Here is a 25629-nt window from a genome sequence, read left to right on the forward strand (position 1 = left end):
TTGCCGGACATGGCCATGGAGCGGGGGCGAGGAGCGCAGCGCCTTCAAAATGACGAACAATTCACTTTGCCTCGGCCTTGAACCCTGCCTATCGTCTCGCCACGACAACCGGAGCCATCGATGAAACCTTCTGAATGGCTGCGCGCAACGCTGCTGACGCTGGCTCTGGCGACGACGCCAGCGCTCGCCGCCGACGATGGCACGGTGACGAATTTCCTGCTCGACAATGGCATGGAGGTGGTGGTCATCCCCGATCACCGCGCCCCGATCGTCACCCATATGGTGTGGTACAAGATCGGCAGCGCCGATGAGCCGCCGGGCAAATCCGGCATCGCGCATTTCTTCGAGCATCTGATGTTCAAGGCGACGACCAACCATGCCGCTGGCGAGTTCGACCGCGCCGTCTCGGCCATCGGCGGCTCCAACAACGCCTTCACTTCCTATGACTACACCGCCTTCCACGAGACGGTGGCGCCGTCGGCGCTCGGTGAGATGATGAGCTTCGAGGCCGACCGGATGCGCAACCTCATCCTCACCGACGATGTCATCAAGACCGAGCGCGACGTCATCCTGGAAGAGCGCCGCTCGCGCATCGACAGCAACCCGCAAGCGGTGCTGGAGGAGGAGGTCGACGCCACGCTCTGGCAGAACCAGCCCTACCGCATTCCGGTGATCGGCTGGATGCAGGAGATGGAGCAGTTGAACCGCGCCGACGCCAAGGCCTTCTACGACAAATATTACACGCCCAACAACGCCGTGCTGATCGTTGCCGGCGACGTGACGCCCGAGATGGTCAAGGCGCTGGCCGAGAAGACCTATGGCAAGGTTGCGCGCGGGCCGGACCTGCCGCCGCGCATCCGCCCGGTCGAGCCCGAGCAGAACACGAAGCGCACGGTGACGCTGACCGACGCGCGCGTTTCCGTGCCAGCCTTTACCACGCAATGGGTGGTGCCGTCCTATCACACGGCAAAGCCCGGCGAGGCGGAAGCGCTGGATCTGCTGGCCGAGATCCTCGGCGGCGGCAATCGCAGCCGGCTCTACCAGCAGCTTGTCGTCAAACAAGGCATCGCCGCCACTGCCGGGGCCTATTTCCAGGGCACCATGCTCGACGCCACCAATTTCACCGTCTACGGCGCGCCGCGCGGCGACGCCAGGCTGGCCGATGTCGAGGCCGCCGTCGACGCCGAGATCGCCCGCATCGCCAGCGGCGGCGTTACCGACAGCGAGTTGGAGAAGGCCAAGGACCGCTATGTCAGGGCGATGATCTTCGCCCGCGACAAGCAGGACGACATGGCCAACATGTATGGCGCGACGCTGGCGACCGGCGGCAATGTCAGGGATGTCCAGGAATGGCCGGATAGGATCCGCAAGGTCACCGCCGACGAGGTCAAGGCGGTCGCCGCGCGCTATCTCAAGCTCGACCATTCGACGACAGGCTATCTCTTGCCGCAGACACAGGCGGGGAATTGATGATGACGAACCAGCATAGCCGCGCGCCTTCCCTTCTCCCCTTGTGGGAGAAGGTGGATTGGCGCGCAGCGCCAAGACGGATGAGGGGTGTTGGCCGGAGCGCCATCGGTGCCAAGCTGGAGCACCCCTCATCCGACCGAGCTGCGCTCGACCACCGCCCGGGGGCGAGCCACGGGTCTCGCCCCGTCCTTCGGACCCCACAAGGGGAGAAGGGAAGGCCGCGCATAGAGGCTCCCCTCGCCACCTTGCTCCTCGCCATCCTCTTCCTCATCCTGCCCCCGCTCACCGCCCGCGCGGCGATGAACATCCAGCAGGTGACCTCGCCCAAGGGCATCACCGCCTGGCTGGTCGAGGATTATTCCGTGCCGATCATCGCCATCCGCTTCGCTTTCGATGGCGGCTCGACGCAGGATCCCGCGGGTAAGGAGGGGCTGGCCAATCTGATGAGCGGCCTGTTCGACGAGGGCGCCGGCGATCTCGACAGCGAGGCCTTCCAGGCGAAGCTGGACGAGGTCGGCGCCGAGATGAGCTTCGATGCGCAGCGCGACGGCACCTATGGCTCGATGCGCATGCTGGCCGAAGAGCGCGATGGGGCGTTCGACCTGCTCGGCATGGCGATCAACCATCCGCGCTTCGACCAGGCGCCGATCGACCGCATCCGCTCCCAGGTCCTGTCCGGCATCATCGCCAATGAGCGCGACCCCAACACGATCGCCCAGACCAAATGGCTGCGCGCCATCTACGGCGCGCATCCCTATTCCAGGCCCGACCAGGGCACCCGGCAAAGCATCGCCACCATCACGCCGGCCGATCTCGCCGCCTTCCACAAAGCGAATTTCGCCCGCGGCGGCCTGCATGTCGCAGTGGTCGGCGCCATCGACGCCGAGACGCTGAAGCAGAAGCTCGACTCCGTGTTTGGCGACCTGCCGGAAAAGCAGACGCTCGCCCCTGTCGCCGATGTCGCTCCCAAGCTGGGCGAGCATGTCGAGGTCGACTACGACCTGCCGCAGACCTCGCTGCAACTCGCTTATCCCGGCGTCGACCGCCAGGCGCCGGATTTCTTCGCCGCCGCGCTGATGAACGAGATCCTCGGAGGCAGCGCCTTCACCTCGCGCCTCTACCAGGAAGTGCGCGAAAAGCGCGGCCTGGCCTACGGCGCCAGCTCCGGCCTGGTCGACCACCAGCACGCCAACGCTTTGGTCGTCACCACCGCGACGCGCTCCGACCGGGCGGCCGAGACGCTGGCGCTGGTGCGCAAGGTGGTCAAGCAGATGGCCGATGAGGGCCCGACCGAAGCCGAACTCGAGGCAACCAAGAAATACATGGTCGGCGCCTATGCCATCAGCAATCTGGATTCCTCCGGCTCCATTGCCGCGACGCTGCTCGAGCTGCAGCTCGACAAGCTCGGCATCGACTACATCCAGCGCCGCGCCGCGCTCATCAACGGCGTGAGCCTGGATCAGGTCAAGGCGGTGGCGAAGAAACTGCTGTCGCCCGAGCCGTCGATCATGGTGGTGGGGCCGAAGCTGGGGAGCAAGGGATGAGCCGTTTCTCGCATCGCTCCCCCTTCTCCCCTTGTGGGGTCCGAAGGACGGGGCGAGACCCGTGGCTCGCCCCCGGGCGGTGTCGCCGAAGGCGACGGATGAGGGGTGCTCCAGCTAGGCACCTACAGCACTCCGTCCAACCATCCGTCTCGGCGCTACGCGCCGATCCACCTTCTCCCACAAGGGGAGAAGGGAAGGCGCGCGGGAGCCTCAAAAATGCCCGCTAGCCCCACCTTCGGCATCGCCTTTGGCGGCGGCGGCGCGCGCGGGCTGGCGCATATCCATGTCATCGAGGCGCTGGACGAGCTCGGCATCAGGCCGGTGGCGATATCGGGCTCCTCGATCGGCGCCATCATGGGCGCCGGCATGGCCGCGGGCATGACCGGCAAGGAGATGCAGGACTATACGCGCTCGATCCTCTCGCGCCGGGTCGAGGTGGCGACCCGCATGTGGCGCGCCAGGCCCGGCACCTTCGCCGAGGCGCTGCAGGGCGGCCTGCGCGTCAGCCAGTTCAATGTCGAGCGCATCCTGAAAGCATTCCTGCCCGAAGCCATCCCCGAGACCTTCGCCGAATTGAAGATCCCGCTGAAGGTGACGGCGACCGACTATTACGGCCACAGACTGAAAGTGATCAGCGACGGCGACCTGCATTCCGCCCTTGCCGCCTCGGCGGCCATTCCCGCCGTGTTCCGCCCGGTCACGCGCGACGGCCGCCTGCTGATCGACGGCGGCATCTACAACCCCGTGCCGTTCGATCTCATCGAAAAGGACGCCGACATCATCATCGCCGTCGACGTCGTCGGCGGGCCGACCGAGGCCGAGCGCAAGCACCCGACGTCCGTCGACCTGATGTTCGGCGCCACGCAGCTGATGATGCAGTCGATCATCGCCAACAAGCTGAAACAGTGCCGCCCCGACATCCTGGTGCGCCCGGCCGTCTCGAAATACCGCGTGCTCGACTTCATGAAGATCGACGCTTTGATGAACGAAACGGTCGCCATCAAGGACGAGCTGAAGCGCGAGATTGCGCTGGTGATGGAGGCGAGGGCAGGTGCGACGGTGAAGGGCAGGCGGGGGAAGCGGTTGGGGTAGAGCCCGACGCCGAAGCTGCCAATCTCCCCCCTCGTGGGGGAGATGGCCGGCAGGCCAGAGGGGGGCGCTGTCCCGCCAGCCTATCCACGAAATCGCAACTGCTACCGTTACGCTAATTGCTGACCGATCGCAGCCTGATCCTCAAATGCATGCGTTCCTTCGCGCCCCCCCTCTGCCCTGCCGGGCATCTCCCCCACGAGAGGGGAGATTGGCCGTCATCGGCGCCCCGCCTCACGCCTTCCCCGCCTCATACTCCAGCGCCACCACGCCATTGCTGAACGGCACGGCCGAAACCAACCCCAGCGCCACCTTCTCGCCTACCGGGAACAGCCTCTTCCCCAGCCCAACAGCGGCGGGATAAGTCAGCAGCCGAACACGGTCGACCAGCCCATGCCGCAGCAATTCCTGCGCGACGCTGAGGCTGCCATGCACATAGATGTTGCCACCGCTGCCTTGCTTCAGCGTCCTGACCGCATCCGGCAAGGCGCCCGTCAGCAGCTCGGCCGGTTTCCAGTCGAGCGTCTTCAAACTGGACGACGCGACATATTTCGGCAGCGCGTTGAACCGCTCGGCGAAGTCCCCGGTTTCGCTCGGCCACGAGCCGGCAAAAATCTCATAGGTCGTGCGCCCCAAAAGCATGGCGCCGCTGTCGGCAAGCTCATCCTCCTTGAACCTGTTCATCTCATCGTTCCAGGTCACGCCCGGCAGCTTCTCGACCTCGGCAATGCCATCGACGCTGATGAATTCGGTGACGATAAGTTTTCGCATGGCGCTCTCCTTTGGTCAGAGGACGGATGGCGCGGGGCTTTTGCGACAGGCTTTGTGAATTAACGCGGCGCTTTGTTGTTAGTCGATGTCAAAGGCAAGCCTCCATCGGCTATGCCCGAAGCCAATTGATGACTGGCGGCAAAAGGCAAGGACGAGTTGAAGCGGAATGTCGAGAAATCGCTGTACTTGCCACGACGCGCGGGCTACGATCACGTGAATGAATCAGGCTGAGCGGCATAATCATGAATATGGAATGGGCGAGCGCATTGGGATTGGCAGTTACGCCAATGTTTGCTCAAGAAATGTCGCCGCCCGGCCAGCATTTTATGCTGCTTGATGGCGTTCGGGGTAGCTTTGCTCTCTCCGAACAAACGATTTTAGACGAGGAGGTAGACGTTCAGAATTGGGCTTGGTCGGCTGGCGTCCTTCATCACGTTACTACAACTCCTGATCAAGTCATTGTAAAGCGCTGGGATCGTCCAGAGGTTTTGCGTTACACCCGTCAAAGCGTTTCCGATAGACTTGATCGGTTCTACGCACAACTCGCTGATAGCCAGTCGGCGACAAATCGAACGATTGCTAGTCACGCGGTTGAGTGTTTTGGGCGACTACGTTCAAGCTTCTCGGTCGATGAGCAACAGGACGCGTTAGCGGTTTTTCTCCTACTGCTGGGCTCTATGCTGCGCTCGCATGAGGATGTTACCGTATATGACCATGCGGATGAGATAACGAACGAATTCAGTTTGGACGGAGTTGCACCTAGTGCTTTGCGTCGCCTAAGTCCGGAGTTGTTGAGGCACTTCACGTCGGGTTTCCGTAGGCCCCTTTTTGCTCAGGCCCAGAAGATCGAGACAAAACCCTCACTAGTTGTGCGTCATGCAGGAGCGATGGTTTTTCAAGAGGCTCACTTCCAATTAATCCAACGGGGATCATCGGACTTGTTCGGTGTGCCTACTGCCGCCACGGTGGCACTTAACACCGGCAATGGTGTTCATTTCACCCCTCCGGGTCTTGCGCGTGCCCTTGTCGAGCAAGCGCTCGATGCTTACGGGGACCTCCCTCCCAGACTTACAATCTTGGATGCAGCGTGTGGATCTGGGTCGATTTTGCATGAGGCTCTCCGCATACTTCAGGATCGAAAATGCAAAAGCATTATAACAGTTATTGGATTCGATGAGTCGGAATATGCCGTTCAGATGACGAGGTTTTTGCTTGCTGCAGCAAAACACGATTGGCCTGAACTTGAATTTTCGATAGTAGTTGAGCAGCGAAATTCTTTGGACGAGCGGCCGTGGCCGCGGTCAGACATAATTCTGATGAATCCACCCTTTGTCTCCCTGCGTGATCTTACGTCGGAACAGAGGCAGCTTCTGACGGTTATCCTTGGGATATATGCCAAAGGGCGCCCGGATTTGTCGATGGCGTTTGTGGAGCGTGCCGTACATTCTCTAGCCCCCCATGGGGTTCTAGGAACGTTGGTGCCGGCCGGTGTCTTGAGCATGACTTTTGCGCAAGACTGGCGCCGACATTTGCTTGATGAAGCATCAGTGTCCTTTTTGGCTCTTTTTGGCGAGCTAAGCCTTTTTCGTCTCGCGACGGTAGAGACAGGCTGTATTGTGCTTCGAAAAGCACCGGCTGATGAGCATGAATTGTATAGATCCCTGTGGGTTGGAGAGAAACGAAACGCAACGCCAGAGGCACTTCGGTTTCTTAGGCGAGCTACCGCCCAACCTTCCAGTGATATCGAGCGGGATGCATGGACGTTGGCAGAACTTCCCGCAAAAACGTTGAAAGACGGCGCAAATTGGCGCCCTTCGCCTCAAACTTTGAGACGAGAGCTCCAAAAAATTGAGGCTCACGTCCCCACAACCGTGAGTTCTCTTTTTGATGTCAAGCAGGGCGCGCTGCCTGCACCCCGCGAAGCATTCATTCTCGCCGAACAAAAATGGAAGGAACTGCCTGAGAGGGAACAACGATGGTTTCGGAGCATCGCTGAGAACCAGAACATTCGCGGTGGGCAAATTTTGATTGGAGATAAGATCTTCTATCCAAAATCACCTGAACTGCCGCTTCTTCCAAGTGAGGAAGTTCTTCTGAAGGAGCTGCCGGCCTTTTCTGCCCACCTGTTTAGATTCAAGCCCGTGCTAGAAAGGCGCCGCGGCAAAGGGGAGCGTTGGTGGGAACTCGGAGAAGATAGAAAATGGCTTCGTGTACCGAGCAAAAAAATTGTTTCAACCTACTTTGGCCAAGCAGGCTCGTTCGCATATGACAAGGACGGCGATAGAATTGTGGTCCAAGGCTATGGCTGGCTTCCAAAATGGAGGCCATCTCGCTTTCTGCAAGTTGACTTTCTATTGGACGCATATGTCGCGATATTCAATTCTGTACTGTTCTCTGCGCTTCTTGCAGAAACATGTCCAACTGTTGGCGGTGGACAGCTTAATCTGAGCAAGAGATATTCTGAGAAGGTTCGACTACCAGACTTGGTCGAGAGGGTTGAGATGGCTGCAGGGGTAGATTCCGTGACTAAGGAGCTATCTTTCTTTGGTAACATTATTGGCCAAGCGGGATTGTCAGCCGTTCCGAGGGCGAAAATCGAGGAGTTGGTTCGAATTCTATACGGAGTGTAGAGGCGATGCCTCTGCTGACTAAGAGAGCCGACGAAATTAAAGGGCATTGGCACGCTGTTGCGTATGGTATGGGAGGGACACTACCTGGTCCCCCCAACACTTATCGAGCGATCTGGGAAGAGCCTGCGGCAGCCACCGCTACTCTCAAGTGTCAAAATTTTCCGGAAGAGATAGCGCTTCGGTACAACGGTGTAAGAGTGCCGGTTGTGCCCTTGATTGCTGCTTCGCCAGATGAATCACCTGTCTACTGGATGTCTTGGTTTGAAGAATGGGTTGCAGAGCCCAAAGTCAATTCTCGCCGTCTTCAATTCCAAGCATCAGCGATCACAATATACTATGGAATAATGGGTGAGCCAAAGCGGCAATTATTTCGTGCTGAGTGGGCTGGCGTTCAAAGGGTCGAAAAGCAGGTCGACATGTTTCCAGGTAATGGGGCGGCACATCCCCACTGGCATGTAGACGCAATACGCGGCTACGTTGATGGTATTAAGCAACAGCTTGAAGAGTTGCGCCAAGATGCCGAGTTGAACAGAGAGTTGGTTCTGGGTCGTGTACGCGACTTCGGAGACGGAGAAGCTGAGAGGGATGTCGCGGGTCTATTCTCGGCTCCGCAATTGCAGCTACCTACAAACGGCGAAATGAGTTGGACTGGAGTTCACTTGGCTGCAGACGCTAGATGGTCGGAGCAGCCTTGGCCGGGCCCCGCGGGGCCACATGACGTTCACGCAAAAGGTCCAAAAGACCTAGACGCCCTGCGCTGCTGGTTGGTATCGTGCGTCCGATATATACAAGCCGAAATCAACAAGGTTTAGCCCTCAGTTTTTGGCATAAAGATTTATGCTCAGCGGACTTTTGTTGCGGTGGTTCTAGGGTTAGCCTCGGCATTTCCCACCCCCCTTGCCATCCCCCACACCTTCCCCTAATCTCCCTCTGAGAAAACCTTTTCCCAAATCGCATTACACCCGCTGACCTCACCACCCAGCACCTCGCAGGCCAACAAGAGAAAACCTTTTCCCAACTAAGGAATTCGCCGCGCACCATGTCCTCCGACGCCTCGCCAGCGCAAACTCCCGTCACCCTCCGCGAGGTGGCCGCGGCCGCCGGCGTCAGCGTTGCCACGGCCTCAAAAGCGCTGAACGGGCAGGGGCGGATGAAGGCGCAGACGCGCGAGCGTATTCGCGAGACGGCGCAGCGTCTGGGCTTTCGGCCGAACAGCCTGGCGCAGAGTCTGCTCAGGCGGCGCTCCTTCACCGTCGGGTTGCTCACCAACGATACCTATGGCCGCTTCTCGCTGCCGCTGATGTCGGGCGTTTCCGATGCGCTGGTCGATGCCGGCGTCTCGGTGTTCCTGTGCAATGTCGAGGACGACACGCGGCTCGCCCAGCTGCATGTCGAGGCCATGCTCGACAAGCGCGTCGACGGCATCATCGCCACCGGCAAGCGCATCGACCGCCATCTGCCGGTCGATCTCGCCAATCTTCGCATTCCCGTGATCTATGCCTTCACCCAGCCCGATCCCGGCGCCATCGCCTTTGTGTCCGACGATGCCGGCGGCGCGCGTCTGGCGGTCGAGCATTTCTGCCGGCTGGGGAAGAAGCGCATCGCTCATGTCACCGGGCCCGCGAGTTTCGCCGTGGTGCATGCCCGGGCCGAGGCCTATCGCGACGTACTGACCGAGCACGGCCTGCCGGTCAGCGAGCCGCTGCTTGGCGCGTGGTCGGAAGCCTGGGGGCATGACGCCGTTGCAAAACTGTTCGGCGACAAGGCGGGCAGGGAAGGGGCGCCGGACGCCGTGTTCTGCGGCAACGACCAGATTGCGCGCGGCGTCATCGATGCGCTGCGCGAGCGCGGCATCGGCGTGCCCGACGATGTCGGCGTCATCGGCTTCGACAATTGGCAGATCGTGGCCGAGGCGACGCGCCCGCCGCTGAGCTCGGTCGACATGAACCTGGCAGCGCTCGGCCGCGAGGCCGGGCTCGCTCTGCTTTCGCTCGTCGGCGGCAAACCCGCCGAGCCGGGCATCAGGAAACTGCCGTGCCGGCTGGTGGTGCGTCAGTCATGCGGCCGTCCGCCGGGCGGTTAAAGTCAATGCAAAGCGAATGGCCGTTGCGCGGGAGGCACGGCCAAATGAGGAGGAGAATACAACCATGAGGAGGAGAACCATGAAGACCATGATTGCCGGGTTCGCGCTCGCCGCGAGCATCATTGCGTTACCGGCGGCAGCCGCCGAGACCGCCAACATCTGGGTGCGCGCCGACGGCTCGAATTTCATGCCGCGCATCGTCGATGCCTTCAACAAAGGGCATGAGAACCAGATCAAGCTCGACATCATCCCCAATGCCGAGATCATCCCGAAATATGGCGCCGCCGCCGCCGGCGGCACGGCGCCGGACGCGCTGTCGCTCGACCTGATCTACACGCCGGCCTTTTCCGCCGCCGGCCAGCTCGAAGACATCACCGACTGGGCGAAATCGCTGCCCTATTTCGCCAGCCTGTCGCCGGCGCATGTCAAGACCGGCACCTACAAGGGCCGCATCTACGGCCTGCCGTTCTCGGCCGATAGCTCGGTGCTGATCTGGAACAAGAAGCTGTTCAAGCAGGCCGGGCTCGATCCCGAGAAGGGCCCGGCGAACTGGGCCGAGATCGAAGCCGACGCCGAAAAGGTCAACGCGCTCGGCGGCAACATCAAGGGCTTCTACTTCTCCGGCAATTGCGGCGGCTGCAACATCTTCACCTTCACGCCGCTGATCTGGGCCTCGGGCGGCGATATCCTCTCAGAAGACGGCTCCAAGGCGACGCTGGACAGCCCGCAACTGCGCGGCGCCATCGACCTCTACCGCTCGATGGTCAAGAAGGATCTGGTGCCGTCGGGCGCGCAGACCGACACCGGCTCCAACTTCTTTGCCGCCTTTGCCGCCGGCAATATCGGTATTTCGCCGTCGGGCGCCTTCGCCATCGGCGCGCTCAACACGCAATATCCCGATGTCGACTATGGCGTCACCTTCCTGCCGGGCAAGGATGGCGGCTGGTCGTCCTTCGCCGGCGGCGACAATTTCGTCGTCACCAAGGGCACCACGAAGCTTCCCGTGGTGAAGGAGTTCCTCGACTTCGCCTATTCGCTCGAAGGCCAGACCATTTTGGCCAAATATGGCAGCCTGCCCGTGCGCGGCGACATCGCCAAGGACGCGCTGAAAGACCTCGACCCGCGCTACCAGATCGCCGCCGAAGCCATGGCCAAGGGCCGCACGCCCTATTCGGTGGTGTTCAACGATCTGATCAACTCCGCCAACGGCCCGTGGAACCAGATGGTCAACGAGGTCTTCTTCGGCGACGATGTCGACGGCGCGATATCGAATGCGCAGGAGACCATGCAGTCGATCATCGACCAGGCGCCGCAGAAGTAGACTGGCGCCGATCCGGCCGCCCGCCCGTCTCCCTGGTGCGGCGGCCGGACATTTGCATTCGTCCAACATCACGGCTGTCTTGCATGGAAGCTTTGAAGCATCTGTCCGGTCTGCTCTCACCTCTGATCCCTTTCCACGAGGAGGAGAGCAATTCTAGCTTGGGTTCCTCGCCCCCGCGGAGTGGGGGAGAGGTGGCTCGGCGAAGCCGAGACGGAGAGGGGGCTTTCGTAGGGCGCAGTCCCCCTCTCCGTCCGCTTCGCGGCCACCTCTCCCCCGCCGTTGGCGGGGGCGAGGAACCCAAGCCTTGTCGGGTCGTGCCGCAATCTTCCTACCCTCGCCACAAGGGGGAGGGTAAATGACCACCATCGCAACCACCTCCGCCCCCGCGCGCCGGCGAAAACTGGTCGGCGCCGGCCGCCGGCAGTGGATCGGCTTGCTCTATGTCGCGCCGGCCGTGGCGCTGGTCACCGTCTTCTTCATCATACCGCTCGGCATGACGGCATGGATGTCGCTGCACAACTGGCCGCTGATGGGCGCGCATAGCTTCATTGGCCTCGACAATTACGCGGCGATCCTGCGCGACAACAGGTTCTGGAATGCACTGCGCTTCACCGGCTATTACACGGTGATCGTCACCATCGCGATCTTCGCCGTCGCCTTTCCGCTGGCGCTGTTCATCGAGCGGCCGCGCCAGCTCACCGGCTTCTACCGCACGTCCTTCTTCATGCCGGCCGTCGTCGGCTTCGCCTCGGCCAGCCTGCTGTGGTCTTGGCTCTTGAATGTCGATTCCGGCCTGTTCAGCCCGGCCGCCTTCCAGCTCGGTCTGACCGAGAAGAAGGTCAATCTGCTGGCCACCTTCCAGCCGGCCTTCTGGTCGATCATCGCCATGGTGGTCTGGAAGGTGGCCGGCTTCACCATGATCATCCTGATGACGGGCCTGCAATCGATCCCGCCCGACCTGCAGGAGGCGGCAATGATCGACGGGGCAGGGCCGTTCGCCCGCTTCCGGGCGATCACGCTGCCCCTGATGCGCCGCACGCTGGCGCTCGCCCTGATCCTGTCGGTCGCCGGCTCGGTGCTCGCCTTCGACCAGTTCTACATCATCCTGCGCGGCGGCCCGCGCAACCAGACGCTGACCGCCGTCTACTGGATCTTCAACCAGTCCTTCGTCTCGTTCAAGCTAGGCTATGGCGCAGCCCTGTCGATGATCCTGCTGGTCATCCTGGTCGCGCTCAGCCTCGTCCAGCTCTGGCTGCTGCGCAAGCCCGAGGGGGTCGACTGATGGCGCAGGCAAGAAGCCGCAACAGCCGCCTCTGGCTCGGTTTTGCCGAGCATGCCACCGGCATTGTCGCCTCGCTGCTGTTCCTGGCGCCGATCGTCTGGACCGTGTTGTCGGCCTTCAAGCCGGCCGGCGAAGCGCGCCTGCCGCCACTGCCGCCCTGGCCGACGACGGGATTTTCGGTCGAGAACTATGCCACGCTCAACACCTTCGGCGACGGTCTGTGGCTGCCGGCGCAAAACAGCCTCTATGTGTCTGTCATGACGGTGGTGTTTTCCGTCATCGTCGGCGTGCTCGCCGGCTACGGCTTTTCACGCTTCCGCTTTCCGTTCAAGGACGCGCTCTTCATCGTCATCCTGTCGACGATCATGATCCCGTTCCAGTCGATCCTGACGCCGATCTTCCTGGTGCTGACCAAGATCGGCCTGCACAACACACTGACCGGGCTGGTCTGCGTCTATGTCACGCTGCAATTGCCGTTCTCGATCTTCATGATGCGCAACGCCTTCGACGCGGTGCCGCGCGAGATCGAGGAGGCCGCCCGCATGGACGGCGCCAACAATGTCACCATGCTGCTGAGGGTGATGCTGCCGCTGGTCTGGCCGGGCATCGTCACCATCGCGCTGTTCGCCTTCCTCGGCGCCTGGAATGAGTTCCTGGCGGCCCTGGTGCTGATGACCGACCAGTCGAAATTCACGCTGCCGATCATGATGACCGCGCTGCAGTCCGGCCGCTTCGGCGCCATCGACTGGGGCGCGGTGCAGGCCGGTGTCACCGTGATGATGGTGCCGTGCCTGATCCTCTTCCTGCTGCTGCAGCGCTTCTACATCCGCGGCCTCATGGCAGGGGCCGTGAAGTGACCAACCGCATTCGAACGGAGTTAAGTTGATGACCGCATCGCAATCCGCCAAAAAGATCTCCGCATCGGGCGGGCCGAAGCTCGCCTTCCGGCCGCTGCCCGTGCCGCAGGTCGATATCAGAGGTTTTTGGGGCGACCGTGTCGATGCGGTGGCATCGCGCACCGCCGACATCCTCTATGATCGCTGTGTCGAAGCGCGCATGCTGGAGCAGATCGACCCCGACCGGCCATCGCCCGGCGTCGTCATCCCGTTCCATTCTCCCTCACCCGACGAGGCGGCAAGCCAGGGCGCCGAATTCACCGGCTCGACGGTTACCACACAGATGTTCTGGGATTCCGATTGGGGCAAGACGATCGAGACCGCCGCCTACTCGCTCTACCGCCGCCGCAATGACAGCCTGGAAAGGAAGATCGACGCCGTCATCGACATGTACGGCAAGCTGCAGCAGCCCGACGGCTATTTGTCGAGCTGGTATCAGCGCATTGAGCCCGGCAAGCGCTGGACCAACCTGCGCGACTGCCACGAGCTCTATTGCGCCGGCCATTTGATCGAAGGCGCGGTCGCCTATTACCAGGCCACGGGAAAGCGCAAGCTGCTCGACATAATGTGCCGCTATGTCGACCATATCGCCGACACTTTCGGTCCCGGGCCCGGCAAGAAGAAGGGCTATTGTGGCCATGAGGAGATCGAGCTGGCGCTGGTCAAGCTGGCGCGGGCAACGGGCGAGCAGAAATACATGGACCTGGCAAAATACTTCGTCGACCAGCGCGGCCAGCAGCCGCATTATTTCGACGAGGAGGCGCGCGCACGCGGCACCGACCCGAAAGCCTATCATTTCAAGACCTACGAATACAGCCAGTCGCATAGGCCTGTGCGCGAGCAGGACAAAGTCGTCGGCCATGCGGTGCGGGCGATGTATCTGTTTTCCGGCATGGCCGATATCGCCACCGAATATGGCGACGACACACTCAGGGTGGCGCTCGACCGTCTCTGGGACGATCTGACGACCAAGAACCTCTACATCACCGGAGGCATAGGCCCGTCCGCGCACAATGAGGGTTTTACGGCTGACTACGATCTGCCCAATGAGACCGCCTATGCCGAGACCTGTGCCTCGGTCGGCCTGGTGTTCTGGGCCAGCCGCATGCTCGGCATGGGGCCGAACGCGCGTTACGCCGACATGATGGAGCGGGCGCTCTACAATGGCTCGATCTCGGGCCTGTCGCTCGACGGCTCGCTGTTCTTCTACGAGAATCCGCTGGAAAGCCGGGGCAAGCACAATCGCTGGAAATGGCACCGCTGCCCCTGCTGTCCGCCCAATATCGGCCGCATGGTCGCTTCGATCGGCAGTTATTTCTACGGCCTGTCGGACGACGCGCTCGCCGTCCATCTCTACGGGGACAGCACGGCCCGCTTCGACATATCAGGCCGGCAGGTCGAACTCATCCAGACCAGCAATTATCCCTGGGACGGCGCGATTTCGATCGAGGTTGAGCCGGAAGCGCCGGTCGAATTCACGCTGCATCTGCGTATCCCTTCCTGGTCCCGCAAGGCGGCGCTCACGGTGAATGGCGCACCAGTCGATCTCGATACCGTCATGGGCGACGGCTATGCCGCGATCCGGCGCGAATGGCGCAAGGGCGACCGCGTCGATCTCGATCTCGAAATGTCGATCGCCCGTCTCTTCGCCAACCCGCAGGTGCGCCAGGATATCGGCCGCGTGGCACTCGCGCGCGGTCCGCTGATCTATTGCGTCGAGGAAACCGATAATGCCGGCCAACTCCACCGCATCACTCTGCCGCGCACGGCCAAAGTCGAGGCGCATAAGGAGCAAAACCTTCTGGGCGGCGTCGTTACGCTCTCGGCCATCGGCAGCAAGGAGGCGGTGGAAAATTGGGAAAGCGGCCTCTACCGCACCGATCCGCCGGCCACCGAACAGGCTAAGCTCAAGGCCGTGCCGTACTTTGCCTGGGACAACCGCGAACCGGGCGAGATGCTGGTCTGGTTGCGGGACGGGTGAGGGGCCGCAGCGCCTTCATGCGTTGCGTCGTTTGCCAAACAGCAGCTTGCGCTACAGGCGCACGAAGGCCGTGAGCGGCAGATGATCGGAGGCGACCCGCGAAAGCGGGGTGTCATGCGCTTCGACGGCCGAGATCATCCCGTGCCGGTTGGCCATGATCCGGTCGAGCGCCAAGAGCGGAAGGCTCGATGGAAAGGTGGGAACCGCCGGCGGCAACGGGCCAAAGGTCGTATGCAGCGTGTTCAGGGAGGAACGGTTTCCGAGCCGCCATTCGTTCAGGTCGCCGAGCAGCAGCGTCGGCCTTTCGTCGGCGCTGCTCATGATGTCGAGCACGACACGGGCCTGCTCGGAGCGCGAGCGGCGCAGCAGGCCGAGATGGGCCGCGATGACGCGCAGCGTCGGTTTGTCGTCGAGATCGATCTCGGCAACGAGCGCCCCCCGCGGCTCGAGCCCCGGCAGCTTGATCTGGTGCACGTCGCGCACGGTGCCGCGCTTGAACAGAAGCACATTGCCGCGCCAGCCATGTCCCTTGCCGTTTCCGGCAATCGGCACCGGCACCAGTCCCGTTTCCATTTCCAGGCGGGCAAGATCGAGCAGTCCGGCTCGATCGCCAAAGCGGTTGTCGGCCTCCTGCAGCGCGATGACATCCGGGCTGATTTCCCGGATGACGCGAGCGGTGCGTTCGGGATCGAATTTCCGGTCGACGCCGATGCATTTGTGGACGTTATAGGAGGCAACCACCATTTCGGTGTCGTCAGTCCGCTTGCGCTGCTCGGATTTTGCCTTCCGCGCATTTCTGGCGCGGATCGACACCAGCACGGTCTCCGGAAGGCTGCGTTCGTTCTTATGCATGCGCCTGCTGCTTATTCCCTTGCTTCTAGAGATAGGGCGATCCCAACCACAGCACACGGTCGAACAGACGAACGATGAATGGTCGTGCTCGCAGGGCTTCGAGCGTTACGGGCACGGCACAGGCGATCGCCGAAGCGATCCTCTCCTCGACCTCCGAGGCAAAGCCGGCGTCGAGAACCTCCATATCGATCTCGAAATTCAGCCTCAGCGACCGGGCATCGAGATTGGACGATCCGACATAGGCCCACACGCCATCGATCGACATCAATTTCGAATGGTCGAACGAGCCCTCGTGGCGCCAAACGCGGCAATAGTGCTTCAGCACCTGGTCGAACTGGGCCGTCATCGCGCGGTCGACGAGGAAAAGGTTGTTCACGGCCGGCACGACGATATCGATTTCGACACCGCGCCGGCCGGCTGTCGTCAGCGCGCTGATCAGTTCCCGGTCCGGCAGGAAATAGGGCGACATGATGCGGATCGATTTGCGGGCGACGGAAAATGCCCCGATCAGCAATTTGTGGTTCGTTTCGATGCTGGCATCCGGCCCTGTTGCCACGGCGCGCACCAGCATCGGCTGGCCGGGCGGCGGCGAGAGGTCTTCTATTTGCCAGATGTCGCCTTTCAATGCCTCGTTGCCGGCGAAGCGCCAGTCCTCGGCCGCAACCGAGAAAAGGTCTGATACCACCGGGCCGGTGACCTGGAAATGCGTGTCCCTGGAGCTGTCGGGGCCGGCGAATTCGGCTGAAAAGCCCTTGCGGATGTTCATGCCTCCCGTGAACGCGACCATGCCGTCGATGACCAGGATTTTCCTGTGGGTTCTCAAATTAGCATAGGGAAGTCTCAGGCCCATGACGATATTGCCGTTGAAAAGATCGACGGTGATATCAGCCTCCTTGAGCTGCTTGAGGATGCTGGGCACCGAGTAGCGCACGCCGACCGCGTCGATCAGCACGCGTACGGTCACGCCGCGGCGGACGGCACGGCCAAGCGATTCGACGAAAAGCCGCCCGGCGGCATCATTGTCGAAGATGTAGGTCTCGAGAAGGACACTTCGCGTGGCGCCATCGATCGCCCGGCACATCGCCCCATAGGCCTCATCGCCCGTCCGCAGCACCGAGATCGTGTTTCCATAAGTCAAAGGGCGCCGCGCCACCCTGTCGCCCAACGTTTTCAGTCCGGCAAACCGCTGGCCGTATTGTGCCGTGATCAATGCCTCCGTGGCGGTGTCGTGGTCTTGCTTTGCCGAAGCGGCCTCGCCGGGCAAGGGCCGCATGGCGCTGATCGTCGCGCGGCGGATTCGATTGATGCCGGCGATGGCATAGATGATTACGCCAAGGAATGGCGAAAGCAGCATCACGCCCACCCACCCGGTGGCGGCGCGCACGTCTTCCTTCGTCATGACGGCATGGACGATGCCGACTGTCGCCATCATCCCTGAAATGATCGCGAGGATCTGGGGCCAGTGGGTCGCTAGGGCCTGCAACATTGCCGAACTATCCAGCGCGCGGCCGCGGAACGCAATGCATCTGCTTATTCCCGGTGTTGACGGGCTGTGCCCTGCGCCTCACTGTCGAAGGGCGGAGCCGGCCGCCTGTCGATGGTCGTAGTGGCGCACATGCCGCTTCGCCCATTGCAGAAGCGGCATCGGGACAATAGATGGTGCTGCAACGGCCGCCCCAATAGCCGGCTGAAAAAGCAGGATCACCAGTATGACGAATACGCTTGACGCAGCGAAATTGACCGATCGCGTCGCCGCCCTGGTCGAGGCCGCCAAGCGCGCCGGCGCCGACGCCGCCGACGCGGTCGCCGTACGCGGCCGCTCGGCAGGCGTGTCGGTGCGGCTGGGCAAGGTCGAGGCCACAGAGGCGTCCGAGAGCGAGGATGTCTCGCTGCGCGTCTTCGTCGGCAAGCGGGTGGCGAGCGTCTCGGCGACGGCGGCATCGGACCCGAAGCTGCTCGCCGAACGCGCCGTGGCGATGGCGAAAGTATCGCCGGAAGATCCCTATCAGGGCCTCGCCGATCCGGCCTTGCTGGTCCACAAGCCGCGCGATCTCGATCTGTTCGACGCGACAGAAGTCTCCGCCGACCAGTTGAAGGAAGCAGCGCTCGCCGCGGAAGCCGCGGCCCTGGCCGTCAAGGGGGTCACGAATTCGGCCGGCAGCGGCGCCAGCGCCGGGCTGGGCGGTCTGGTATTGGCCACCTCGCACGGCTTTGTCGGCCAGTATGTCGCGTCGCGCTTTTCGCGCTCCACCAGCGTCATTGCCGGCGAGGGCACCGGCATGGAGCGCGACTATGAATTCTCCTCGCGCCAGCATTTTTCCGACCTCGACGCGCCTGAGGATATCGGCCGCAAGGCCGGCGAGCGTGCCGCGCGGCGCATCGGCGCGCGCAAAGCGGCGACCGGGCCGGTCGATGTGGTGTTCGACCCGCGCGTCGCGCGCGGCATTGCCGGCCATCTCGCCGGCGCCATTAACGGCGCGTCCGTGGCGCGCAAGACCTCGTTCCTGCGCGACATGATGGGCAAGCAGGTCGCCGCCGCCGCGATCACCGTCACCGACGAGCCGCTGCGCCGCCGTGGCCAGGCGTCGCGTCCCTTCGACGGCGAGGGCGTCGAGGGCGAAAAGCTGTTCATGGTCGAGAAGGGCGTTCTGAACCACTGGTTCCTCTCGACCTCGGCGGCGCGGGAACTCGGTCTTGTCACCAACGGGCGCGGCTCGCGCAGCGGCTCCTCCGTCTCGCCGTCATCGACCAACCTCGCCATCGAGCCCGGTGAACGGACGCCGGAAGAGCTGATCAAGTCACTGAAGACCGGCTTCTACGTCACCGAAGTGTTCGGCCAGGGCGTCGACATGGTGACCGGCGAATACAGCCGCGGCGCCTCCGGCTTCTGGATCGAGAATGGCGAGCTCGCCTATCCCGTCGCCGAAGTGACCATCGCCTCGAACCTGAAGACCATGTTCCTGAACATGGTTCCCGCCAGCGATCTCGACCGCAATTTCGGCACCGCGGCGCCAACGCTGCTGATCGAAGGAATGACCCTTGCCGGAGCTTGATTCGATCACGGCAGCCGGGGCCGGCGAGGATTTGCCGCTGCTGCGCGACGCCGCCCGCGAGGCGGGCGCCATCGCCATGCGCTATTTCGGCAACAACCCGCAAGTGTGGATGAAGGGCGGCACCTCGCCGGTGAGCGAGGCCGACCATGCCGCCGACGCCTTTCTGCGCGACACGCTTTTGGCGGCGCGGCCGGACTATGGCTGGCTGTCGGAGGAAACGGCCGACGATCCGATAAGGCTTGCCGCGCGCCGCACCTTCGTCGTCGATCCGATCGACGGCACGCGCGGTTTCCTCGAAGGCCTTCGCTCCTGGTGCGTCAGCGTCGCCGTTGTCGAGGACGGCCGCACGCTGGCCGGCGTGCTCGAATGCCCGGCCAAGGATGAGACTTACTGGGCGCTGCCAGGCCAGGGAGCGTTCCGCAACGGCAAGCCCATTGCCGTGCGCCGCCCCACAGCGACGGTCGAGATCGGCGGGCTGAAGCAACTGATCGACCTCATGCCGGCGCAATGGCAGAGCCGGCTGCAGCGCGCGCCCCATATTCCCTCGCTCGCCTACCGGCTGGCGATGGTCGCCAACGGCGCGCTCGACGCGACCTTCATCAAGCCCAACGCGCATGACTGGGATATCGCCGCGGCCGATCTCATCCTGCGCGAGGCGGGTGGCGCTTTGCTCGACCAGAACGGCCGTGCGCCGCTTTATGCCGGCGAGGTGATCCGCCACGGCGCCCTGGTCGCCGGCAGTGGCGAACTCCTTGCCGTGCTGGCCGGGGTGATTGCCGGGCTTGACGGTTGAACGGACATCAATGGTTCCAAAGTCGGCGGCTTTGGTCTAGACCTGTCACAAACTCACGATATGTGAAGGACCGACATGGCCGCGGAAGACGGAAAGAAGCAGCTTTTGCACCTGGTGTTCGGCGGCGAGCTGAAGCAGCTGGGCGGGACTGAATTCCGCGATCTCGACGCGCTCGACATCGTCGGCATCTACCCGGACTATCAATCCGCGCGGACGGCGTGGAAAGCCAAGGCGCAAGCCAGCGTCGACAACGCCCATATGCGCTATTTCGTCGTTCACCTGCACCGGCTGCTCGATCCCGACAGCAAGGCTGCCGGTTGAAATCGATGGAGCATGAGGCAGTGAAAGGGTCCGCCACCAGGTCCGCGGTCGGAAGGCATCCCGGTGGCACGCCCAAGACACTCTGGCGCAAGATTCGCGAGCCTTTGGCGCAGTCGCGATTCGTCAAGAACATCATTGTCGGCTTGCTTGCCCAGTTCGTCCGCCTGGTCCGCCTGACCAACCGTGTGGTCGACGGGTCGGCAAAGATATCGGGCGGCGCCTATGCCGAGTTCGAACCCGGCATCATTGCGTTGTGGCACGGTCAGCACCTCCTGACCCCGGCCTACTATCCGAAAGGGCGGCCCCTGGTCGCCATGGTGTCGCGCAGCGCCGATGCCGAGCTCAACGCGCTGATGATCGAGAAATTCGGCATCGAGGCGGTGCGCGGTTCCGGCGGGCGCGACAGCTCCAGGCATCTCGACAAGGGCGGCGCCAAGGCGCTCATTGCCCTGAAAAAGTCGCTCACCGCCGGCAAGAACGTCGCCATGATTGCTGACATCCCCCACGGCACGCCGCGCGACGCTGGGCTCGGCATTGTTCTCCTGGCGCGGCTTTCGGGCCGGCCGATCCTGCCCGCCGCCATCGCCACCAGCCGCCGCAAGGTGCTGGAGAAGAGTTGGGACAAGACCACCATCAACCTGCCTTTCGGCCGTTCCTCGATCATCGTCGGCGCGCCTGTGTTCGTTCCGGCCGATGCCGATGAGGCCGAAATGGAACGCAAGCGCCAGGAGGTCACGGCCTCGCTCAATGCCGCGACCGCCGAGGCCTACCGTCTCGTGGATGGCCCGAAATGAGCGAGCGCTGGGCGCGCGCCTTCCTGACGGCGTATCGTTTTGCAGGGGCCGCCGCCTATCCGCTGATCGGACCTTACGTCGCCTGGCGCACCTCCATGGGCAAGGAAGACCGAAACCGACGGCGCGAGCGCTACGGCATCGCCGGGCGCGAGCGCCCCGACGGGCCGGTGATCTGGATCCATGCGGCAAGTGTCGGCGAGACGCTGGCCGTCATACCGCTGGTCAAGAGCATTCTCGACTACGGCGTCAACATCGTGCTGACAACGGGCACGGTTACCTCGGCGCAGGTAGCCGATGAGCGGCTCGGCGACCGTATCATCCATCAATATGTGCCGCTCGACCTCAAGCCGGCGGTCAGCCGCTTCCTCGATCATTGGCGGCCGGACCTGGCGATCATCGCCGAATCGGAGATCTGGCCGATGACCATCCTAGAACTTGGCGCGCGTCGTGTGCCGCAGGTGCTGGTCAATGGCAGGCTGTCGGACCGCTCGTTCAAATCCTGGAAGAAACGCGCCAACATCGCCGAGGCGCTGTTTGAGAATCTCGCCCATGTCGTCGCCCAGTCGGATGTCGACGGCGAGCGCTTTCTTTCGTTGGGCGCCCGGCCGGTCACGGTATCCGGCAATCTAAAGGTCGACACCACGCCGCCGCCGGCCGATGAAAAGGTATTATACGCATTGAGGCGCCAGATCGGCGCCCGCCCGACCTGGGCGGCGATATCGACCCATGACGGCGAGGAGGTGGTGGCCGCCGAGGTCCATGCGATGCTGCACAGGCGTCACCGCGGTCTTTTGACGATCATCGTTCCGCGCCATCCCGATCGCGCCGAAGCGCTTGCCGCGCAGATTTCCGGCATGGGCCTGAAGCTCGTCCGCCGCTCCAAGGGTGACAAGATCACCGCCGACACCGATATTCTGCTTGGAGACACGATTGGCGAGATGGGGCTCTATCTCAGGCTGACCGAAATCGCCTTCGTCGGCCGTTCGCTGACCTCGGAGGGCGGCCAGAACCCGTTGGAGCCGGCCATGCTCGAGACGGCGGTGCTGGCCGGCCGCAATGTCCAGAATTTTCGCGAGGCCTATCAGCGCCTGCTCGACAGCGGCGGCGCCAAGCTGGTGCGCGACCGCGACATGCTTGCTGGCGCCGTCAACTTCCTTTTGACCAACGAGGCGGCGCGCCACGAGATGATGGCGGCGGGTGCGGCGACCGTCGACGAGATGCGCGGCGCGCTGGCGCACACGCTGAGATCGCTCGAACCCTACATCCAGCCGCTGGTCGTCAAGTCGCGCCTGCAGGGCGCCAACGGCCGCTAAGGTGGCCAGCGAAGCACCACCCTTCTGGTGGGAAGAACCCGATTGGCGGGCGCTGGCGCTGACGCCGCTGTCCGCGATCTATGCACTCGTTGCCGGCCGCCGCATGCGCTCGGCGGCGCGCGAGAAGGTCGAGGCGCCGGTGCTGTGCGTCGGCAACTTCACCGTTGGCGGCACCGGCAAGACGCCGGTGGCGATCGCGCTGGCAAGACAGGCCAGGCGCATGCAGCTCAATCCCGGTTTCCTGTCGCGCGGCCATGGCGGCTCGTTTGGAGAGCCGCATATCGTCGATCCGCATCACGACGCCGCCAGGCATGTCGGCGACGAGCCGCTGCTGCTGGCCGAACACGCGCCGGTGGCTGTGACGCCGAACCGCGCAGCCGGCGCCAGGCTTTTGCTTGAGAAGCATGGCTGCGACTTCCTGATCATGGATGACGGCTTCCAGAGCGCGCGCATCCATATCGACTATGCGCTGGTCGTCGTCGACGCGCGCTACGGCGTCGGCAACGGCCGTGTCATCCCAGGCGGGCCGCTGCGGGCAAACATCGTCGACCAGCTGGTTTTCACCAGCGGGCTCCTCAAGATGGGCGAGGGCACCGGAGCCGATGCGGTCGTGCGCCAGGCGGCGCGCGCCGGCCGGCCGATCTTCGAGGCATATACGAGGCCAAGCCGGAAGACGGGGCTGGCCGGCAAGCGGTTTCTGGCTTTTGCCGGCATCGGTCACCCCGACAAGTTCTTCGATACGGTCCGTGAAGCCGGCGGCGAGGTGGCGCTGACCCGTTCGTTTCCAGACCATCATTTCTACGGCGCGGACGAACTTGCCGAACTGGCGGCGACGGCGCGCCGCGAGGGGCTCGGCCTCGTCACCACCGCCAAGGATGCCGCCCGGCTGCGCCATGACGCCGCCTCAGCCGATTTTCTTCGGCAGCTCGACGTGCTGGAGATCGACACCGTGTTCGAACCCGAGCACGTGCCCGAGCGCATCATCGGCGAGACGCTGGATGCCTGGCGGCAGCGCAAGCTGAAGGGTTGATCAGCGCCGGCTGCGCAGTTCCGGATGCGCCTCGATTTCGCGGCGCAGCGAAGCGATTGCGCTCACATAGGGTTCCTGCCTGGCGACGCTCCAGTATTTGAGTTCGTCCAGAGGAATGCTCTCGCCGGTCACGGCGCAACGCACGAAGGCGCCAGGACTGGTCACCTGGAAGTCGCCGTCGAGATAACGGATACGGGCTTCCTTGCCGCCGGGGCCTTCGAAACGGTTCATCATGGGGTGGCGCCGAAATTCATGACGATGTCATCGCCATAAATCCTGGCAAGGTCAAGCTTGGAGCGAAGTGACACCAGATTTGGTCACGTACGTCTCCCGGGAGCGCCAGGTCGGTCAAGCCGGCAAATGGATGTCTTATCCTTCGGCTACGATAAAATCCTCGATCTTTTCGGCAGAAAGCCCGGCCTGGCTTGCAATGCGGCGAGCGAGGTCTGCTGCCGCGGCGCGCGGCCGCCCCAGCGGCCGGTCGAGCCAATAGGATATCGGGCTCAGCACGCTGCGCTCGTCGACCGCGACAATGCGGCCCGACTTCAACTGATCCACCGTCATTGGCGGCCGCGCCAGCGCGATGCCAAGCCCGTGGGCTGCCGCATCGAGCACCAGATTGTAGTCCTCGAAGCGGCGGTCCTGCGGGCGCGGGCGGTAGTCCATGTCCTGCGCGGCAAACCAGGCGCGCCAGGCCGAAGCGTCGGAATCGTTGATTAGCGGAAATTTGAGCAGCCGGGCAGGGTCGCCGCGGCCGATTTCCCTGGCGAGCTCAGGCGAGGCGACGGGGAAAACATATTCCTCGAAGAGCTGCACCGAGACGCGGCCCGGAATGCGGCCGCGTCCGCAGCGGACCGAAAGATCGATGCCCTCGTCGGCAAGGTCGGCCTGGCGGTTGTCGACATCGAGCACGATGCGCAGCTTGCTGGGGTTGCTCTCAAGCGCGGCCATGCGCGGCATCAGCCACAGGCCGCTGACCGAAGGGATCGATGCCAACCGTACCACGGCGGTGCCGCGCGGCTCGATCCAGCGGTCCGAATTGCTGGCTATCAGCGCGAAGGCTTCGGTGGTGCGCAGATGCAGGCGCGTTCCCTCGATGGTGAGTGAGACCCCGCGCGCGCCACGGTCGAACACTTTCAGCCCGAGCCAGTCCTCGAGCTTGGCGATCTGTCGGCTGACGGCGCCATGGGTGAGATTGAGCTTTTCGGCGGCGGCAGAAAAGCTGCCCGTGCGCGCCGCCGCGTCGAAGGCGCGCAAGGTCTCGAGCGGCAGCATCTGTTCTGAGCTGTGATCCATACTCACAGGTGGCCCTCGATTTTGTCGTTTGTCAATTGGCCGGGGATGGCGTTTTCTCCTTTCATGACACCAAAGAGCGAGGACAGCGAGATGAGCGCTTACACCGGCACGTTGAATTCGACACAGCGCATGGATAGCACCGCGGCCATCGCGGTGGCGCTCACGGTGGTCGGCTGGGCCTCCGCTTTCCCGGCCATCCGCGCCGGTCTCGCCGCCTTCGATCCGCTGGAACTCGGCGCGCTGCGCTTTGCCATCGCCGCCGTGCCGGCCGCGATCTTCCTTGCCGTCAAGCGTCCGGCGCTGCCCAGGGTCGCCGAATGGTGGCGCTTCGCCTTTGGCGGCACCGTCTTCGTCGCGCTCTACACGGCCATGCTCAATTTCGGCGAACTGACCGTCTCGGCGGGTGCGGCCGGCTTCATCATCAATGTCAGCCCGATCTTCACCGCCATCATGGCGATGGCGCTGCTCGGCGAACGCTTCTCGGGCATGGCCTGGGCAGGCACAGCCATCTCCTTCGCCGGCATCGGCATCATCGCCATGGGCGAGGGGCAGGGCCTGCACTTCAACACCGGCGCGCTGCTCGTGCTGGGTTCGGCGCTGTGCTCGGCGGTCAACACCATCGTCCAGAAGCCGCTGTTTGCCCGCCACCACCCGCTGACCATCGCCGCCTCCAACATGGTGCTCGGCGCGCTCTGCCTGTCGCCCTTCCTGCCGAACGCACTCTCACAGGCAGCAGTCGCCGACACCGCGGGCCTCGGCGCCGTCGTCTTTCTCGGCATCGTGCCGAGCCTGATCGCCTACGCCGCCTGGGCCACTGCGCTGTCACGCCTGCCTGCCGCCCGCGCCTCGAACTTCCTTTATCTGGTCTCGCCGGTGGCGACGCTGATCGGCTTCTTCTGGCTCGGCGAAGTGCCGACCCTGCTCGGCATCATCGGCGGCGCGCTGGCGCTCGGCGGCGTAATCGTGGTGAATTTGAAGAGGTAAATCAGGGGATTGGGGGCGTCCCTTGACTCGAAAAGAGCCGCTGTACAGCGGCTCTTTTCGGACCCCCACCCCGCTGCTACGCAGCGACCCTACCCACAAGGGGGAGGGGTAAGCTCATCGCGAGGC

Annotated in this window: 21 protein-coding genes; 16 read left to right on the forward strand and 5 right to left on the reverse strand. The window is 63.2% G+C overall.

Annotated features, from left to right (window positions below; translation table 11 throughout):
* The first annotated feature begins 120 nt into the window (after positions 1 to 120).
* The 3 genes from C9427_RS00145 (at position 121) to C9427_RS00155 (ending at position 4106) form a co-directional block, all read left to right on the forward strand.
* Positions 121 to 1470, forward strand: coding sequence for a M16 family metallopeptidase (locus C9427_RS00145; RefSeq protein WP_107647221.1), 1350 nt, complete (start codon positions 121 to 123; stop codon positions 1468 to 1470).
* Between the two features lie 224 nt (positions 1471 to 1694).
* The gene (locus C9427_RS00150) at positions 1695 to 3014 is read left to right on the forward strand and encodes a M16 family metallopeptidase (protein ID WP_107647309.1); all 1320 of its coding nucleotides are present in this window, start codon (positions 1695 to 1697) and stop codon (positions 3012 to 3014) included.
* 216 nt (positions 3015 to 3230) lie between these two features.
* Positions 3231 to 4106, forward strand: coding sequence for a patatin-like phospholipase family protein (locus tag C9427_RS00155; RefSeq protein ID WP_107647222.1), 876 nt, complete (start codon positions 3231 to 3233; stop codon positions 4104 to 4106).
* A gap of 231 nt (positions 4107 to 4337) precedes the next feature.
* Here C9427_RS00155 and C9427_RS00160 read toward each other — a convergent pair whose 3' ends face one another.
* Positions 4338 to 4874, reverse strand: a complete 537-nt coding sequence (locus C9427_RS00160) for a dihydrofolate reductase family protein (RefSeq protein WP_107647223.1) — start codon at positions 4872 to 4874, stop codon at positions 4338 to 4340.
* Between the two features lie 242 nt (positions 4875 to 5116).
* On the opposite strand from C9427_RS00160, the gene C9427_RS00165 reads away from it, so the two are divergent.
* From C9427_RS00165 to C9427_RS00195, 6 genes are all read left to right on the forward strand, one after another.
* On the forward strand, positions 5117 to 7504 hold the full coding sequence (locus C9427_RS00165; RefSeq protein WP_107647224.1) for an HsdM family class I SAM-dependent methyltransferase: 2388 nt from the start codon (positions 5117 to 5119) through the stop codon (positions 7502 to 7504).
* Between the two features lie 1039 nt (positions 7505 to 8543).
* Complete coding sequence (locus tag C9427_RS00175) at positions 8544 to 9587, forward strand: LacI family DNA-binding transcriptional regulator (protein ID WP_107647226.1); 1044 nt, start codon at positions 8544 to 8546, stop codon at positions 9585 to 9587.
* A 79-nt stretch (positions 9588 to 9666) separates the two neighbouring features.
* The gene (locus C9427_RS00180) at positions 9667 to 10908 is read left to right on the forward strand and encodes an ABC transporter substrate-binding protein (RefSeq protein WP_107647227.1); all 1242 of its coding nucleotides are present in this window, start codon (positions 9667 to 9669) and stop codon (positions 10906 to 10908) included.
* A 355-nt stretch (positions 10909 to 11263) separates the two neighbouring features.
* On the forward strand, positions 11264 to 12190 hold the full coding sequence (locus C9427_RS00185; RefSeq protein ID WP_107647228.1) for a carbohydrate ABC transporter permease: 927 nt from the start codon (positions 11264 to 11266) through the stop codon (positions 12188 to 12190).
* Positions 12190 to 13047: a carbohydrate ABC transporter permease gene (locus C9427_RS00190; protein ID WP_107647229.1), complete on the forward strand. Its 858-nt coding sequence runs from the start codon at positions 12190 to 12192 to the stop codon at positions 13045 to 13047. Before C9427_RS00185 ends, C9427_RS00190 begins: the two co-directional genes overlap by 1 nt.
* A 28-nt stretch (positions 13048 to 13075) precedes the next feature.
* Complete coding sequence (locus C9427_RS00195) at positions 13076 to 15067, forward strand: glycoside hydrolase family 127 protein (RefSeq protein ID WP_107647230.1); 1992 nt, start codon at positions 13076 to 13078, stop codon at positions 15065 to 15067.
* A gap of 51 nt (positions 15068 to 15118) precedes the next feature.
* Here C9427_RS00195 and C9427_RS00200 read toward each other — a convergent pair whose 3' ends face one another.
* Positions 15119 to 15919 (reverse strand): endonuclease/exonuclease/phosphatase family protein, encoded by an 801-nt coding sequence (locus C9427_RS00200; protein ID WP_107647231.1) that lies wholly within the window; start codon positions 15917 to 15919, stop codon positions 15119 to 15121.
* Positions 15920 to 15944: 25 nt separating this feature from the next.
* Entirely contained in the window at positions 15945 to 17405 is a 1461-nt protein-coding gene (locus C9427_RS00205) for a phospholipase D-like domain-containing protein (RefSeq protein WP_107647232.1), read from the reverse strand.
* 223 nt (positions 17406 to 17628) lie between these two features.
* Between C9427_RS00205 and C9427_RS00210 the strand changes: the two genes are divergently transcribed.
* The 6 genes from C9427_RS00210 to lpxK all read left to right on the forward strand — a co-directional run bounded on the left by C9427_RS00210 (position 17629) and on the right by lpxK (position 23223).
* Positions 17629 to 18972 carry a TldD/PmbA family protein gene (locus C9427_RS00210; RefSeq protein ID WP_107647233.1) on the forward strand — a complete coding sequence of 448 codons (1344 nt, stop codon included), beginning with the start codon at positions 17629 to 17631 and terminating at the stop codon, positions 18970 to 18972.
* Complete coding sequence (locus C9427_RS00215) at positions 18959 to 19765, forward strand: 3'(2'),5'-bisphosphate nucleotidase CysQ (RefSeq protein WP_107647234.1); 807 nt, start codon at positions 18959 to 18961, stop codon at positions 19763 to 19765. Before C9427_RS00210 ends, C9427_RS00215 begins: the two co-directional genes overlap by 14 nt.
* A 75-nt stretch (positions 19766 to 19840) precedes the next feature.
* Positions 19841 to 20086 carry a DUF4170 domain-containing protein gene (locus C9427_RS00220; RefSeq protein ID WP_107647235.1) on the forward strand — a complete coding sequence of 82 codons (246 nt, stop codon included), beginning with the start codon at positions 19841 to 19843 and terminating at the stop codon, positions 20084 to 20086.
* Positions 20087 to 20091: 5 nt separating this feature from the next.
* Positions 20092 to 20880 (forward strand): lysophospholipid acyltransferase family protein, encoded by a 789-nt coding sequence (locus C9427_RS00225; protein ID WP_107647236.1) that lies wholly within the window; start codon positions 20092 to 20094, stop codon positions 20878 to 20880.
* The gene (gene waaA / locus C9427_RS00230; protein WP_107647237.1) at positions 20877 to 22193 is read left to right on the forward strand and encodes a lipid IV(A) 3-deoxy-D-manno-octulosonic acid transferase; all 1317 of its coding nucleotides are present in this window, start codon (positions 20877 to 20879) and stop codon (positions 22191 to 22193) included. Before C9427_RS00225 ends, waaA begins: the two co-directional genes overlap by 4 nt.
* Position 22194: 1 nt before the next feature.
* On the forward strand, positions 22195 to 23223 hold the full coding sequence (lpxK, locus tag C9427_RS00235) for a tetraacyldisaccharide 4'-kinase (RefSeq protein WP_107647238.1): 1029 nt from the start codon (positions 22195 to 22197) through the stop codon (positions 23221 to 23223).
* Here lpxK and C9427_RS00240 read toward each other — a convergent pair whose 3' ends face one another.
* Both C9427_RS00240 and C9427_RS00245 read right to left on the reverse strand, forming a co-directional pair.
* Positions 23224 to 23457, reverse strand: coding sequence for a DUF2093 domain-containing protein (locus tag C9427_RS00240; RefSeq protein WP_107647239.1), 234 nt, complete (start codon positions 23455 to 23457; stop codon positions 23224 to 23226).
* A gap of 135 nt (positions 23458 to 23592) precedes the next feature.
* Complete coding sequence (locus C9427_RS00245) at positions 23593 to 24519, reverse strand: LysR substrate-binding domain-containing protein (RefSeq protein WP_107647240.1); 927 nt, start codon at positions 24517 to 24519, stop codon at positions 23593 to 23595.
* Between the two features lie 90 nt (positions 24520 to 24609).
* On the opposite strand from C9427_RS00245, the gene C9427_RS00250 reads away from it, so the two are divergent.
* On the forward strand, positions 24610 to 25503 hold the full coding sequence (locus tag C9427_RS00250) for a DMT family transporter (protein WP_107647310.1): 894 nt from the start codon (positions 24610 to 24612) through the stop codon (positions 25501 to 25503).
* The last annotated feature ends 126 nt before the right edge of the window (positions 25504 to 25629 follow it).

Origin of the sequence: Mesorhizobium helmanticense (assembly GCF_003034915.1) — a bacterium.
GTDB classification, from domain to species: domain Bacteria; phylum Pseudomonadota; class Alphaproteobacteria; order Rhizobiales; family Rhizobiaceae; genus Mesorhizobium; species Mesorhizobium helmanticense.

What these genes read in the sequence shown, in the direction of transcription:
- C9427_RS00210 (WP_107647233.1), top strand. Translation starts at nt 17,629, where the DNA reads ATGACGAATACGCTTGACGCAGCGAAATTGACCGATCGCGTCGCCGCC.
- C9427_RS00200 (WP_107647231.1), bottom strand. Translation starts at nt 15,919, where the DNA reads ATGCATAAGAACGAACGCAGCCTTCCGGAGACCGTGCTGGTGTCGATC.
- waaA (WP_107647237.1), top strand. Translation starts at nt 20,877, where the DNA reads ATGAGCGAGCGCTGGGCGCGCGCCTTCCTGACGGCGTATCGTTTTGCA.
- C9427_RS00240 (WP_107647239.1), bottom strand. Translation starts at nt 23,457, where the DNA reads ATGATGAACCGTTTCGAAGGCCCCGGCGGCAAGGAAGCCCGTATCCGT.
- C9427_RS00205 (WP_107647232.1), bottom strand. Translation starts at nt 17,405, where the DNA reads ATGTTGCAGGCCCTAGCGACCCACTGGCCCCAGATCCTCGCGATCATT.
- C9427_RS00185 (WP_107647228.1), top strand. Translation starts at nt 11,264, where the DNA reads ATGACCACCATCGCAACCACCTCCGCCCCCGCGCGCCGGCGAAAACTG.
- C9427_RS00195 (WP_107647230.1), top strand. Translation starts at nt 13,076, where the DNA reads ATGACCGCATCGCAATCCGCCAAAAAGATCTCCGCATCGGGCGGGCCG.
- C9427_RS00145 (WP_107647221.1), top strand. Translation starts at nt 121, where the DNA reads ATGAAACCTTCTGAATGGCTGCGCGCAACGCTGCTGACGCTGGCTCTG.
- C9427_RS00245 (WP_107647240.1), bottom strand. Translation starts at nt 24,519, where the DNA reads ATGGATCACAGCTCAGAACAGATGCTGCCGCTCGAGACCTTGCGCGCC.
- C9427_RS00160 (WP_107647223.1), bottom strand. Translation starts at nt 4,874, where the DNA reads ATGCGAAAACTTATCGTCACCGAATTCATCAGCGTCGATGGCATTGCC.
- C9427_RS00180 (WP_107647227.1), top strand. Translation starts at nt 9,667, where the DNA reads ATGAAGACCATGATTGCCGGGTTCGCGCTCGCCGCGAGCATCATTGCG.
- C9427_RS00155 (WP_107647222.1), top strand. Translation starts at nt 3,231, where the DNA reads ATGCCCGCTAGCCCCACCTTCGGCATCGCCTTTGGCGGCGGCGGCGCG.
- C9427_RS00190 (WP_107647229.1), top strand. Translation starts at nt 12,190, where the DNA reads ATGGCGCAGGCAAGAAGCCGCAACAGCCGCCTCTGGCTCGGTTTTGCC.
- C9427_RS00225 (WP_107647236.1), top strand. Translation starts at nt 20,092, where the DNA reads ATGGAGCATGAGGCAGTGAAAGGGTCCGCCACCAGGTCCGCGGTCGGA.
- C9427_RS00165 (WP_107647224.1), top strand. Translation starts at nt 5,117, where the DNA reads ATGAATATGGAATGGGCGAGCGCATTGGGATTGGCAGTTACGCCAATG.
- C9427_RS00220 (WP_107647235.1), top strand. Translation starts at nt 19,841, where the DNA reads ATGGCCGCGGAAGACGGAAAGAAGCAGCTTTTGCACCTGGTGTTCGGC.
- C9427_RS00250 (WP_107647310.1), top strand. Translation starts at nt 24,610, where the DNA reads ATGAGCGCTTACACCGGCACGTTGAATTCGACACAGCGCATGGATAGC.
- C9427_RS00175 (WP_107647226.1), top strand. Translation starts at nt 8,544, where the DNA reads ATGTCCTCCGACGCCTCGCCAGCGCAAACTCCCGTCACCCTCCGCGAG.